General features: G+C 36.9%; 13 protein-coding genes. 9 read left to right on the top strand and 4 right to left on the bottom strand.

Features of this window, described 5'->3' with window-relative positions:
• The coding region (locus ACGLXV_RS11715) for an ABC-F family ATP-binding cassette domain-containing protein (RefSeq protein WP_391558732.1) at positions 1 to 1,280 on the bottom strand (1,280 nt) is incomplete at its 3' end.
• A 467-nt stretch (positions 1,281 to 1,747) separates the two neighbouring features.
• Here ACGLXV_RS11715 and ACGLXV_RS11710 point away from each other — a divergent pair.
• The 4 genes from ACGLXV_RS11710 (at position 1,748) to ACGLXV_RS11695 (ending at position 4,215) form a co-directional block, all read left to right on the top strand.
• The gene (locus ACGLXV_RS11710) at positions 1,748 to 2,077 is read left to right on the top strand and encodes a hypothetical protein (RefSeq protein WP_391558731.1); all 330 of its coding nucleotides are present in this window, start codon (positions 1,748 to 1,750) and stop codon (positions 2,075 to 2,077) included.
• A 269-nt stretch (positions 2,078 to 2,346) separates the two neighbouring features.
• Positions 2,347 to 3,273 carry a DMT family transporter gene (locus ACGLXV_RS11705; protein ID WP_391558730.1) on the top strand — a complete coding sequence of 309 codons (927 nt, stop codon included), beginning with the start codon at positions 2,347 to 2,349 and terminating at the stop codon, positions 3,271 to 3,273.
• Between the two features lie 293 nt (positions 3,274 to 3,566).
• Positions 3,567 to 3,857: a hypothetical protein gene (locus tag ACGLXV_RS11700; RefSeq protein WP_391558729.1), complete on the top strand. Its 291-nt coding sequence runs from the start codon at positions 3,567 to 3,569 to the stop codon at positions 3,855 to 3,857.
• Positions 3,858 to 3,900: 43 nt separating this feature from the next.
• Complete coding sequence (locus ACGLXV_RS11695) at positions 3,901 to 4,215, top strand: DUF2085 domain-containing protein (RefSeq protein WP_391558728.1); 315 nt, start codon at positions 3,901 to 3,903, stop codon at positions 4,213 to 4,215.
• 65 nt (positions 4,216 to 4,280) lie between these two features.
• On the opposite strand, the gene ACGLXV_RS11690 is transcribed toward ACGLXV_RS11695, so the two are convergent.
• Positions 4,281 to 5,081: an ABC transporter ATP-binding protein gene (locus tag ACGLXV_RS11690; RefSeq protein WP_119706767.1), complete on the bottom strand. Its 801-nt coding sequence runs from the start codon at positions 5,079 to 5,081 to the stop codon at positions 4,281 to 4,283.
• Between the two features lie 167 nt (positions 5,082 to 5,248).
• Positions 5,249 to 6,211: an iron-hydroxamate ABC transporter substrate-binding protein gene (locus ACGLXV_RS11685; protein ID WP_391558727.1), complete on the bottom strand. Its 963-nt coding sequence runs from the start codon at positions 6,209 to 6,211 to the stop codon at positions 5,249 to 5,251.
• A gap of 124 nt (positions 6,212 to 6,335) precedes the next feature.
• Between ACGLXV_RS11685 and ACGLXV_RS11680 the strand changes: the two genes are divergently transcribed.
• The 5 genes from ACGLXV_RS11680 to ACGLXV_RS11660 all read left to right on the top strand — a co-directional run bounded on the left by ACGLXV_RS11680 (position 6,336) and on the right by ACGLXV_RS11660 (position 12,711).
• Positions 6,336 to 7,349 carry a FecCD family ABC transporter permease gene (locus tag ACGLXV_RS11680; protein WP_391558726.1) on the top strand — a complete coding sequence of 338 codons (1,014 nt, stop codon included), beginning with the start codon at positions 6,336 to 6,338 and terminating at the stop codon, positions 7,347 to 7,349.
• The gene (locus tag ACGLXV_RS11675) at positions 7,349 to 8,371 is read left to right on the top strand and encodes a FecCD family ABC transporter permease (protein ID WP_391558733.1); all 1,023 of its coding nucleotides are present in this window, start codon (positions 7,349 to 7,351) and stop codon (positions 8,369 to 8,371) included. The genes ACGLXV_RS11680 and ACGLXV_RS11675 overlap by 1 nt, the downstream gene beginning before the upstream one ends.
• Positions 8,372 to 8,394: 23 nt before the next feature.
• Positions 8,395 to 9,777, top strand: coding sequence for a M14 family zinc carboxypeptidase (locus tag ACGLXV_RS11670; RefSeq protein WP_391558725.1), 1,383 nt, complete (start codon positions 8,395 to 8,397; stop codon positions 9,775 to 9,777).
• A 194-nt stretch (positions 9,778 to 9,971) separates the two neighbouring features.
• A complete protein-coding gene (locus tag ACGLXV_RS11665; protein WP_391558724.1) occupies positions 9,972 to 10,658 on the top strand; it encodes a response regulator transcription factor in 687 nt (228 codons plus the stop codon).
• A complete protein-coding gene (locus ACGLXV_RS11660) occupies positions 10,633 to 12,711 on the top strand; it encodes a HAMP domain-containing sensor histidine kinase (protein ID WP_391558723.1) in 2,079 nt (692 codons plus the stop codon). The genes ACGLXV_RS11665 and ACGLXV_RS11660 overlap by 26 nt, the downstream gene beginning before the upstream one ends.
• Before the next feature lie 67 nt (positions 12,712 to 12,778).
• On the opposite strand, the gene ACGLXV_RS11655 is transcribed toward ACGLXV_RS11660, so the two are convergent.
• Positions 12,779 to 13,708, bottom strand: coding sequence for an iron-hydroxamate ABC transporter substrate-binding protein (locus ACGLXV_RS11655; protein ID WP_391558722.1), 930 nt, complete (start codon positions 13,706 to 13,708; stop codon positions 12,779 to 12,781).
• Positions 13,709 to 13,770 lie beyond the last annotated feature (62 nt).

Genomic DNA, 13,770 nt, shown 5'->3' with positions numbered 1-13,770 from the left:
AGACCACAGCGTGCTAGTGCAGCTCGAACTTGGTGTTGATCCATAGAAGGGAAGGCGTTCCATACATCATCAATTGGCGTCATATTTTCTGCTTTTACCTCTTGCTCAAAGTAAGAAGGGAAGAGGAAATCGCCGCGTTCAACCTTACCATTTATAGGGTCAATTTTTCCAAGCATCGTTTTTAGAAGGGTAGATTTTCCTACTCCGTTACAACCGATAATCGCCACTTTTTCACCGCGTTCGAGTGTCATACTCATTTTCGGCAATAATGGTTGAGTGTAGCCGATTTCTAAATCCGTCGCTTCAAATACATAACGGCTGCTGCTGCGTGATTCTTTGAAACCAAAGGTTGGTTTTACCGCAGTTTCAGGACGGTCAATTCTTTCTAAGCGATCAAGCTGCTTTTGACGGCTTTTCGCCCGACCTGTAGTGGAATAGCGCGCTTTGTTCTTTGCAATAAAATCTTCTTGTTTTTTGATGAACTCCATTTGTTTTTCATACGCATTAATATGCTGATTTTTATTAATTTCAGCAAGCTCAAGGAATTTCTCATAGCTTGCTGTATAACGTGTTAGCTTAGAAAATTCTAATTGAAAAATAACATTGGAAACTGGATTCATGAATTCCGTATCATGGGAGATTAAGATAAAGGCATATGGGTATTCTTTTAGATAAGAAGTTAACCAGCGAATATGCTCAACATCCAAATAGTTTGTAGGCTCGTCCAGTAATAGGATTTCAGGCTTTTCCAGCAAAAGCTTAGCTAGCAAAACTTTCGTACGCTGCCCGCCGCTAAGATCATCTACATCTCGATCGAGGCCAACATCGTCTAACCCTAGACCACGAGCGACTTCCTCAACTTTTGAATTAATTTGATAGAAATCATTACTATCTAAAGTTTCTTGTAGCTCTCCAACTTCTGCAAGTAATGCATCGATATCTGCACCTTCATCACCCATTTTTGCATAAAGTTCATTGATCTCTGATTCAGCATCAAAAAGATATTGAAACGCAGTACTCAAAGCGTCACGCATCGTAGTACCTTTTTGAAGTACAGCATGCTGATCTAAATAGCCAACACGAACTTTTCGTGACCACTCCACTTTCCCCTCGTCGGGTTGCAACTTCCCAGTAACAATATTCATGAAGGTAGACTTACCCTCACCATTTGCCCCAACTAGTCCAACATGTTCGCCTTTTAATAGTCGAAAAGACACATCATTAAAAATTGCACGATCACCGAAACCATGACTTAAATTTTGTACGTTTAATACGCTCATTTTTTTTACCCCTTATCTTATGTCACATGTGGATATCTTACTAGATTTAGACTAGTTTTTCTATCTTGAATTTATTTTATTTGCAAAATGTAATTCGATTTTTGGGCTAAATTGAAGTCTGCCCCTTCTTAATTAATTCACTTGAATTTTTTCGAATTATTAATCGTTGACAAGATTGAAAGATAAAATTATTATATAGACAACCTCACATTGCCCCGCACTATTACACATTTTTTTCACCTTGTACAAAATGAAACCCTCTCAATTTTATGCCAATGTTTTGAACAACCGCTTGATTGAACCTTCGCTCTATCTACTTTAACTCCCTTTTTTTCTTCCAAACTGTTTCAACAAAAATTGATTGATAGAAAGACAAACTTGAAGGAGTGATAAACTACTTATTATTTCATTTATTTCTTAGTATACCATTTCGAGTAAATAAATTTTATTTTAAAGGAGGATATTCAGTGGGTCACGATATTCTAGGATACAATAAAGCAGGAGAAGAAATTGCTTATGCTCGTTTTAGTATGGGGAATTATAATGCTATTACACTGTATAGTTTACTTGAAGCATATAGTTATTATGCAGGAGTAAGTGGATCAGGCAAGAGCACGACCTTCTCAATAAAACAAATTGAAAAGGCTTTGAATGCTTACAAGAAACTATACAATAATGGTGATTCTCTTTCAGAGAGTGATGTCCAAACTTGGGATCAAAAGCAAATCTTGGATTTTATACTAAACTGTTTAGCAACAGTACAGAAAGAAGGCAGCGTTAGAGTGTATTTTGGCTAATGGTTTATACGGAATGGTAAATTTTTCAGTTCCTCTACTTTCCCTCTACAATTACTTCCTCTTCCTCTTTTGGTTCCTATCACTCATATGAATTTTCTTTTTAAAACCAACCCAAAAAAGACCCGCATATTTAGAAACCTCACAGGGAATTGTTCTTAATTTTATCACAGATGTAACATAACTTATTTACAGACTATCTAACTATCTAGTAATCTTGATAGAAAAGATTGTTCATATGTAAGAACAAGGACCAGAAGGAAGGGCTAGGTTTGTCTAGAGGTTTACTGTACATCTTATTATTTTTATTAATGGTGATATGGGGATTCAATGTGTCGGCCATAAAAATTTTAGTGACGTATTTTCCACCAGTTTTTATTCAGGGTGTTCGTGTGTTTTTGGCGGGGTTGGTGGTAATAGTGGTCCTTATTTTATCAAAGAGATTTGAGAGGATTTCTCGAAAAAATATACTTGGCATATTCGTTGCAGCCTTATTTGGAGTATTTGGTCATCATCTTTTCTTAGCACTTGGGTTAACTCTAACGACCGGTTCAAATACGGGTCTTATTCTGGGCTTAGTCCCACTTTTCACCTCCATTTTTGCCATGATTTTTCTGAAAGAGGTCTTAACAGTTGCCAAGGCTATCGGCATTTTAGCGGCTTTAAGTGGTGTTTATTTTATTATTTTAAAAGGAAATGGATCTGTTTCTGGGTTTTCATTAGGTGATCTATTCATATTTGGAGCAGTAATCACGCAAGCGATTAGTTTTATTTTGATAAAAAAATTAACTACTAATCTTGATTCACGACAAATGACGGGAATCATGCTGATTTTGGGGTCTTTAATGATGTTCGGATTTAGTTTCTGGATAGAACCAGTTGAGATAAGCCAATTCCAACAGCCAGTGTACGTTTGGATAGTTTTACTAGCTTCAGCTGTTTTTGCCACAGGACTTGGCCACATGCTATATAATTATGCCATCCAACAATTAGGTGCAGGCTCTACAGCTATTTTTATCAATCTTACCCCGTTCTTCTCATTGCTTGGGTCAGCACTGTTCCTAGGAGAAAAGATTGTGCTTGAGCAGTTAATTGGTTTTATACTAATCGTATTTGGAGTTATTTTAGGCACGGGGATGCTAGAAGGTTCTTTTCGCAGTTTAAAACGTCGTAATTTCTCGAGGTCATTGGAAAGATGATGGAGGGTATTTTAAATGCCACATTTATTGATTAGAGGTTTTTCAAACTTCCAGAGGTATTTGATTTTTCTGAGGCTAATATAGATTGCTGTATCTATGAGAATAGTCTTACAGTGAGAAGCTGTTAAAAAAAAAACAGCTTCTTTTTTCTTGCATTGAACTAAGCCCTTTATCAAAATGGTTGTTTTCAAAACCAGGTCCCTCACTTTAGTCAACATTAATCTTCTATATATATTAAAATAGAAATATATGTAAGGAGAATCTAATGTGAAAATAATCGTTGGAGGGAGTATATGTTCTTTATTGGATTAACTGTTTCTTTAATTTTGCTTTTGTCAGGAATCGTTTTGCTTTTAGAAACTTCTTATATAATAGGAGGGCTTCTATCAGGGGTAGGTATTATTTTTTTAATTTTAATGTTCCGATATTATCGAAATAGAAATCGTAAAAAAGAGAAGGAGAGTTTGGATTGTTTCGACTGTAACTTTGCAGCAGTGGATTGTCCTAATTTATCAAGAATGAAAAAGATGGATTGCGATTGTGATGGAGATAAAGGATTCGATTGTGACTGTACCCCGAATTAAACGTGATTATATATTGGAGGGAAAAATAATGAGGGGAATCTTGATGACTATCCCATGTCATCGTATACCTGAAAGATGTCTTCACTTCAAAGGGAAGCCTATGCTTCTATGTGCAAGATGCTTTGCCATGCTACTTGGTTATCTCTTTACACCGATAGCCTTAGCTTTTAACATGGTTGTACCTTTATGGGTGCCACTCATTATGGCTGTTCCACTTGTAATTGATGGATTTACACAAAAGTGGAAGTGGAGGAAGAGTAATAACCCGGTTCGGTTTATAACCGGATTACTATTTGGAGTGGGACAATCATTTTTTATTTCAACGATTGCTTCTATTATCGTTCAATATGTTGACTAGTGGAGACAAAATAAAAAGCCTACCCAATTAACTTGAGTCGGCTTCAATGTTCTATTGATTCTATCCTAATTCGACAAAACCGATCGCCCTTTTCCGTGTGGCACACAAACAGGAGTACCAAAAATAGGATCGCATGAAATGCTGCAATTCATTTGGAACACTTCGCTTACCAATTGACAGGTAATGATATCCTCAGGTTTTCCTTGGGCATATACTTTTTTGTCTTTAACGGCTACGATATGATGGGCATAACGACTAGCTAGGTTTAAATCGTGTAAAACCATGACAATGGTATGCCCTTTTTGCTCATTTAGGTCAAATAATAGATCAAGGATTTCGATCTGGTGTGTCATATCTAAATAGGTTGTAGGTTCATCTAATAATATGATATCTGTATCCTGTGCTAAGGTTAAAGAGATCCATGCTCGTTGGCGCTGACCACCTGATAACGAATCAACGGTGCGGTCTTTTAAGTGAAGCATGTTGGTTGCTTCAAGGGCACGTTGAACGGCGTCTTCGTCTTCTTTAGACCATTGCTTGATAAGGGAACGGTATGGGTGTCTGCCTTGTTTGACTAGTTCATATACAGTTAAGCCTTCAGGTGAAACAGGGCTTTGTGGTAAAATTGCTAGTTTTTTTGCAATCTCTTTTGTTTTCATTTTGGCGATTTCTTCACCGTTAAGCAGAATATTGCCACTCTTTGGCTTTAGTAACCGAGCTAAAGACCGAAGTAGGGTCGACTTCCCGCAACCGTTACCACCAATGAAAACAGTGATTTCCCCTTTAGGAATTTCGATATCTAAATTATCAATGATGATGGTATCCCCATAACCTAGTGTTAAATTCTTTGCGGATAATGAGTGCATTGATATCTCTCCCTAAAGTAAAACGTGAAATGTTACTTTCATTTTATTTGGTTTCCACTACGTAGTCAATGATAACCGTTATCAGTCGAAAAATAGACACAATTCATATCCAAATATTTGTAAAAAAATGCTGTCCTCATGTGGAGACAGCATTTTTTTTGAAAAGGTTATTTTACTAACGCACTTAAAATATCTTCAATTGTTTGCTGAGATGCAAGCAATCCTTTATTTGTCCAATTACTTGGATCATTGATGATATGGATGTTTCCATTTTTAGCAGCAGGTGTACTTTGCCATACTGAGCTATTTTCCAATGTCTCGATTCCTTGTTCTCCTTCTAGAGCTAATAAAAATACATGGTCGGCATCGAGTTCAGACAGCTTTTCAACGGAGATTGGATTCCATGATGCAGCATCAGCCGGACCTAGTTCCTGAATCAATGTTGGTTGCTTGATTCCTAATTCAGAGTAAAGCACCTCTGCGCTATGACGGTTTTGTTCGAATAGGAAGAATTGATTTCCAGCTGCCCAGATAACAGCTACTGTTTCTTCACCGATAGCTTCAGATAATTGGTCACGAGCAGATGAAACGGTGTCTTCGTAGTCACTTAGAACCTTTTTCGCTTCATCTTCTTTGCCGAGGATCTTCCCGAACGTTTCAATTTGCTTTCTCCAATCTTTAACGGTTTCTTCTGTCATTAAATAGGTTGGAGCAATTTTGTTATAATCTTCATAAGTACCTTCATAGCTTTCCATATTATTTTCTAAAATAATCAATTCTGGTGCGTGATTTAGTACTTGTTCAACTGGAAGATTCCATTCAATTGTTGGGACATCTTTTAGATCAGACTCTAAATATTCCTGAACGGCTTGTCCAATGGCCCACTTAGCAACAGGAGTAACACCTAGAGCCAGTAACGCATCTTCATGATAAGGAGCAAGGATTTTTTCAGCATTTGCTGGGATAGTTACTTCACCCATAGCTGAATCTAATGTGATTTCGGAATTTTTTGTTTCGCCTTCTGTCTCAGAGTCAGAAGCTGAATTATCATTTCCACATGCTGACATAATAAATAATAAACCAACCATCATAATAGTTAATATTCGACGAAATTTCATATTTGTTTTCAAATCAATTTCTCCTTTATGGTATAATTTCTTCGTTAATGATAATCATTTTCAATTACTGAGTCAATTCAATTTTGTAAATCCTTTTTGACAATCTAAAGAATTTAGCAGAAAACAGGGGAGATCCATGCGCGAATTTATTCATCATTCGAACACATCCAAACTTATCATCAATATTATAACCATCCTTTTATTAATTGTTTCAATTGGCTTATCCGTTTCATACGGGTCAACCAATATTGCGCTTGAAACGGTATGGCAGGCAGTATTTCATTTCAATCCAGAAATAACCACTCATCAGGTTATTCAAGAATTACGTTTGCCTCGTGCTTTTTCAGCGGCATTAGTAGGTGCTTTTCTAGCTGTTTCCGGGGCTATCATGCAAGGAATGACACGAAATCCATTGGCATCCCCATCGATTATGGGGGTTACAGATGGAGCCGCTTTTGCACTCGTACTGATGCTAGCATTTTTTCCTACCATTTCGACGATGGGGCTAATTAGTTCGTCCTTTATCGGTGCTGGTTTAGCTGTAGGTCTCGTTTTTATGGTTGGGTCTTTTTCACCTAGTGGGTTAACGCCTGTAAAACTCGCCTTAGCAGGTGTGGCAATCGGGACGATGTTACGTTCCATCTCTTCGATTCTGTCCTTACATTTTAATCTGGAAAAACAAATGGGATTTTGGCTTGCTGGTGGACTAGATGGGACAAGTTGGACCACCGTTACCATTCTGTTAATTTCAGGTGCTATTGGTTTATTTATAGCTATTTCCATCTCGAAATCCATTACCGTGCTTAGCTTAGGAGAAGACATGGCAACAGGTTTAGGACAGAATAATTTGATGATTAAATTATTTGGAATTCTATCCATTCTCATCCTTACAGGTGCTGCTGTATCTGTAGCTGGTGCAGTTGGGTTTGTCGGACTTATTGTTCCACATATTACAAGATTCATTATTGGAACCGATTATCGATGGATTATTCCGTCATCTATTCTTTTTGGGGCATTGTTACTTGTTTTAGCAGATGTGGTCTCAAGACTAGTGAATGCTCCTTTTGAAACACCTGTGGGAGCCATTACCTCTCTTATAGGAGTACCCTTCTTCCTTTATTTAGCTCGAGGTAGTGGAGGTGGAAAATGATGAATGCGTTTGAAGCAAAAAAGAAGAAAAAGCTGGTTGGTATCATTGTTTTATTAATCATAACGATTCTACTCATGTTTTTTGTTAGTTTAAGCACAGGGGTCATTCAAATTGCCCCTGCAGATGTAATGAAGACACTATTCAACAATGGCACGGCTCGGCAGGAGCTTGTTCTGTTTGATTTTCGATTACCAGGTATTTTGTTGGCTCTATTAATTGGAGCTGGATTAGCTATATCTGGTGTCATCTTACAGGGAATTACTCAAAATGAACTTGCTGATCCTGGAATTTTAGGAATTAACACAGGAGCAGGTCTTGCGGTCGTTTTATTTATTTATTTTTTCAAGGGTCAACTCGATGTGACTAGTTCTTTTACTATTTTTATCATGCCGGTTGCTGCTTTGATTGGTGCGATTGTCGCTGCACTTATCATCTATGCGTTGGCGTGGAAAAGAGGTGTCAATCCGATTCGGCTTGTCTTAGTCGGGATTGGTGTAAATGCTGGTTTTGCCGCTTTTCTGACCATTTTTCAATTGAAAATGGATCCACAAGATTTCAGGCAAGCGACTGTTTGGCTGACAGGAGATATATGGAATGCTAGCTGGAATTTTGTGTTTGCTTTATTACCTTGGATTTTACTATTAATTCCTATCGCTCTTCATAAAGCCCACTCTTTAAATGTATTCAATTTAGGGGATGATGTTGCCTCTGGATTAGGCACAAACGTAGAGTCTGAGAGGCGACTATTATTACTTATTGCGGTTGCCCTAGCAGGAGCTTCCGTTGCAGCAGGTGGAGGAATTGCTTTTTTAGGATTGGTTGTTCCGCATATTGCTAGAAAAATCATGGGACCACTACATCAATATATTATTCCCGTCTCAGCGCTTATAGGGGCTTTACTGTTAATGGTGTCTGATACGATAGGAAAGAATCTGTTAGCCCCAACAGAAATTCCAGTTGGTATTATCGTTTCATTACTGAGTGCACCATATTTTGTTTATTTATTAATCAGGACCAAATAAATATGATGAGAGGAAACTATTACATGAATGTTCAATCTGTCGTTGATAATGTGCCTGATTACAAAGATTTTCTGACTGTGGATGAAATGGATGAGAGCTGTAGGAAGCTTGCTCGTGAATTTCCCGACATTGTTACCGTTTTTGAAGCAGGGAGATCACGAAACGGGCATCCCATTTTATGTATGAAAATTGGCGATGGACCAAAGAATGCGTTGTGCTTTGCTTGTCCACACCCGAATGAACCGATTGGAGCAATGACACTAGAGTATTTTTCTCGTGCGTTAGCTGAGAATGATGAATTACGAGAAGGGTTAGGGTTTACGTGGTACATGATTAAGTGTATTGATCCTGATGGTGTGCGTCTAAATGAAAATTGGTTTAAAGGACCATTTACAGTATATAACTATACGAAAAATTATTATCGGCCTATTGGGTATGAACAGGTGGAATGGACCTTTCCAATTGACTATAAAGAACTGCATTTTCATAACCCGCTTCCTGAAACGAAAACATTAATGAAATTAATAGAAGAAATTAGGCCAGAGTTTATGTACTCGTTACATAATGCTGGCTTTGGGGGCGCTTATTGGTATATCACACATGACTTTCCAGAGCTGTATGAAGGTTTAAGGAATTCAAGCATAAAACAAGGCATTCCCTTAAATTTAGGTGAGCCGGAGGAACCTTTCATAACGAAGTTTTCACCAGCGATTTTTAAAAATATGACCATTGGTGAGGCTTATGATTTCATAGAGAAATATAGTGGGGAGAAGCCGAATATTAAAAATGGTACGTCAAGTTCAGACTATGCGGGAAGCGTAACCGATTGTGTCACACTTCTGACGGAGCTTCCTTATTTCTTTGATTCTCGGATAGAAGATATGAGTGAGAGTGACATGACACGAAAAGAAGCAATCTTAAAGAGTGTGGAAGTATCTAAAGCTCATTTTTCTAGTTTAGACCAACTACTGCAGGATATTCGCCCCTATATACAAAAGGAAAATCCTTTTGTAAAGCTTGTGGAGGAAGTCATCCAGTATGTTCGAGAAGGCAGTGAAGCCAAAATCAAATGGGCCGAAAGCAATCCGGAGTTTGAAAAATCGGCGAAAATGGCGGAGGTTTTTGATAACCTTTATGCGGCAAAATTTTATAATGGTTTGTATTTAGGTTTAACGGTCCGAACATGTGAACATGAAATAGAACGGCTGCAACTACTTGAAAAAAGGGATGAAGAAGCCCTCTGTAAGCTGAAGGAAGCGCATGCAAAGGGTGAGAAGTTATTAGAAGAATATTGTAATGTGTTAGAAAATGAGCTTGATTACACATTTATTCCTATTCAAAAACTGGTGCGTATTCAAGTAGAGAGCGGATTAATAGTAGCCAATTACATCCGTGAAAACCGATAAATATACCTGCTCTTTATACCAATAGAATAAACCCGATTTCAAAAGTCAACTTTAGAGTTGGCTTTTTTTAAACACTAAGAAAATCTTAAGATTTGCATTAGGGGTTTATTAATATTTAGAGGGTATGCTTAGTCTAGATGAAAAACACATGGGGGGTATAATAGGTTTGAACTTATATATAGGAGTGAATGCTCATGAACATATTGGTTTGTGATGATGACAAATCGATTGTAGATGCAATAGGAATCTATTTGGAAAATGAAAGCTATCTAGTCTATAAAGCATTTAATGGTGTAGAAGCGATAGAAATGATTGAGAATAATGAAATCCATCTGATTATCATGGATATTATGATGCCTAAGATGGATGGAATTACAGCTACGATGAAGATTAGAGAAGAAAATAAAATACCTTTGATCATGCTTTCAGCTAAATCGGAGGACTACGACAAGATATTAGGATTAAATATTGGAGCGGATGATTACATAACCAAGCCCTTCAATCCTCTGGAGTTAATCGCTAGGGTTAAATCGCAGTTAAGAAGATATACAACCTTTGGAAGCCTTGAAACAAGGAGTAATGTCTATCAAACAGGTGGTCTGATGATCGATGATGAAAGGAAATTGATTACTGTGGATGGAGAGGAAGTTCATCTAACACCTGTGCAATATAAAATATTAAAGTTGCTGACTGCTAATGCTGGAAGAGTTTTTTCCATAGAGGAGATCTATGAGAAAGTATGGAATGAAACGGCCTTTAGTCCAGAAAATACCGTAACCGTTCATATAAGAAAGATTAGAGAGAAAATCGAAATCAATACAAAAGAGCCTAAATATTTGAAGGTGGTGTGGGGAGTTGGATATAAAGTTGAAAAAATATAGCCACTTACTGATAACGAAAATAATTATGTATATCTTGGTAATCGTCTGTTTTACGGGGGTTATTAAGAACATTGTGGTTGTGGAAATCGAAAATGGTGGAAATTTTGGTGCGGTATTTGAAGAGGACTATTTTCACAGCTTGTCATATGTACAGGAAAGTGAAGAGATTATTAGTAAGCTTTCCATATTAATAGAAGAATATAAGAGTGAAGAACATATTTTAAAAGGTGGAACGATTAGTGACGATGAAATGAGGAGTGCGGAAGAAACATTATACTCTGATTACCAAGCGTTCTCCAGAAGCTACAATCCTGAACAAAGTGAAGAAGCTAACTATGCAAGGTTTCAAGAGGAATATGCTGATCAACTCACCGAGGCAAGGGATGAGCTGATACAGAATGACTTAAGAGAATATCATTCCATATTACAAAGATTAGAAGAGTTTGATGGTCCGTTGTATTATGCTAGTGATAGTGTAAATGTATACTCAAACAGCACGTTAAAGGAAAAACAACAGTTTCAAGCGCATCCATCATATATGATTTTTGAGGGATATAAACAAGAGCTGTATCCAAAAGAAGTGACGAACAATGAACATCTTTACCGGATGACAGAAAGTATTCAACAACTAAATCCAGATAATCAGGTTATATATGTATCTTTTACGGAGGGATTTTTAGATCTTAAGATCAAACAGTGGGAAGAAAAGAAGGAAATAGCTAAAAAAAGTCTGTATGGATTACTAGCCTTTCTAATAGGATTTATAGTGTTCTTATCCTATTTAGTACTTATTATAGGGAAGAAATCGTTTAAAGCGCAGGAGGTACACTTACATGCATTTGATAAACTTTATACTGATCTTAACCTAGTTGTATCCATTCTTCTTTCTGCGCTTTGGTTTACATTAATAGAAGAAATCAATTTAACAAATATCGATGTAATCATTATTCCATTAACACTTTCCTTTGGAGCAGTTGGATTTGTCCTCTTTTTATCATTAGTAAAGCATATTAAAAATAAAACCATATTTAAGCATAGCCTAATCTATACGATATTTTATAAGCTTTTTACATTCGTAGGAGATGTCTACGCAAGTGGAAGTGTTGGTATCAAAACAGTATTGCTTGTGATTGGTTATCCTTTATTGGTTGCGGCAACGTTTTTCATGTTTCCTGTAACCTTGGGGATTGCAGCTTGGTTTGCCTTTAAGAAGGTTAAGTCATTTAAAGCAATAAAGGAAGGAGTAGAAAGAATAAAGGATGGAGATATACACCATTCGATCACTGTTGATGGAAAAGGAGAGTTTGCTGTACTTGCTGGTAATATTAATAGCATTACCGATGGCCTGAAAACAGCGGTAGATAGTGAACTTAAAAATGAAAGGTTAAAAACAGAGCTCATCACCAATGTGTCTCACGATATACGAACACCTTTGACTTCGATTATTACGTATGTAGATCTGTTGAAACAGGAAAAAGATTTATCAAAGATAGAAGAATATGTGGACGTACTAGATCAAAAATCGAAAAGACTAAAAATATTAACTAATGATTTATTTGAGGCAGCAAAAGCGTCTAGCGGGAACATCCCTGTACATTTTGAACAAATAGATATTATATCATTAATAACCCAGGGATTAGGAGAAGTGAATTCGAAAATTGAAGCCATGGAATTAGATATTAAGTTAAACTATCCAGAGAATAAAGTATATATCAAAGCCGATGGAAAACTTTTATGGAGATCGCTAGAAAACTTATTATCCAATATATTTAAATATGCACTTAGAGGATCAAGAGTGTATATAGATATTGAGGATGTAGGCAAAGAAATCCTCATCACCTTCAAAAATATATCAGCTTACGAGTTAAATATCTCTGCCGAGGAATTAATGGAACGTTTTACAAGAGGTGATGAATCCCGATCAAGTCAAGGTAGTGGATTAGGACTGTCGATTGCAAAAAGCTTAATTGAAATCCAAAAGGGAAGATTTGATATTCAGGTGGATGGAGATTTGTTTAAGTCAAGAATTTATATGCCTAAAGACATCTCCTGAGCCTAAGTGCAAACCTTCTTAGATAACAAAGCATCCCTTTACCAAAAGGGATGCTTTGTTTTTTTTATTAATTACCTAAGAAAGATGTTTTAATAAACTCTAACTGCTTTTCAAGTGTAACCGGGTCACTAAAGGATGCACCTTCACCAGGCATTTCAAACACTTGGTTGTTTTTTACAGCTGGAATGTTTTTGTAGGTTTCTGTTTCTTGGAAAGAAGTGTCTGCATCTGAGTACTTACTTAGAATCACATAGTCGCCTGCGTATTCTGGAATCACTTCAGTAGATAAGGCATAGTATCCAGACTCAAGTGCAACTTCTTTAACTTTGTCAGGCATTTTTAGTTTCATGCCTTGGTAAATGATTTCTGTGCCACGTGCCCAGTTTTCACCAAATACATAAAGGTCTTTGCCGTAACTTTCCATGACAGATACTGTTGCGTCTTCACCAATCTTAGCTCGAATTTCTTCACCTGCAGCTTCTACACGCTTGGTAAAGTCATCAACCCAGGCCTGAGCTTCTTTTTCTTTATTTAATAGTTTCCCAATTTCAATGTGCTGCGTTAAGTAATCAACTTTCCCCCAAGTGTATGTTACAGTTGGAGCAATTTCTTTTAATTTATCAAGGTTTTTGATATTGGATAGTCCGATAATTAGATCGGGTTCTAATTCAATGATTTTTTCTAAGTTCTCATCTGACACTTCTTCCACATCTTTTAGTTCTTCTGCGAAGGTTGGATTATTTTTCGACCATACATCAACACCAACAACATTCACTCCTAAATCTAATACATTTCCAGTAAAACCAGAAAGAAGGATGACTCTTTGTGGATCAGCAGGTACTTCAACTGGGCCTGTTTCAGATTCGTATGTAATCGTTGTAGGTGTTTCTTCTTCTTTCGGAGCTTCTGAACTGTTATCCGTTTCTTCTGCTTGTTTTCCGCAAGCACTGATAACAAGAACAAGTAATAGTAAAAATGGAACTAATAGTTTTTTCATGAGGGGTTCTCCTTTAATAATATATTTCGTAACTGGAATTTTATTGATAATGATTATCAATA

Source organism: Robertmurraya sp., assembly GCF_036676585.1.
Classification (GTDB): domain Bacteria; phylum Bacillota; class Bacilli; order Bacillales; family Cytobacillaceae; genus Robertmurraya_A.
This window is presented reverse-complemented; position numbering and strand designations above follow the sequence as displayed.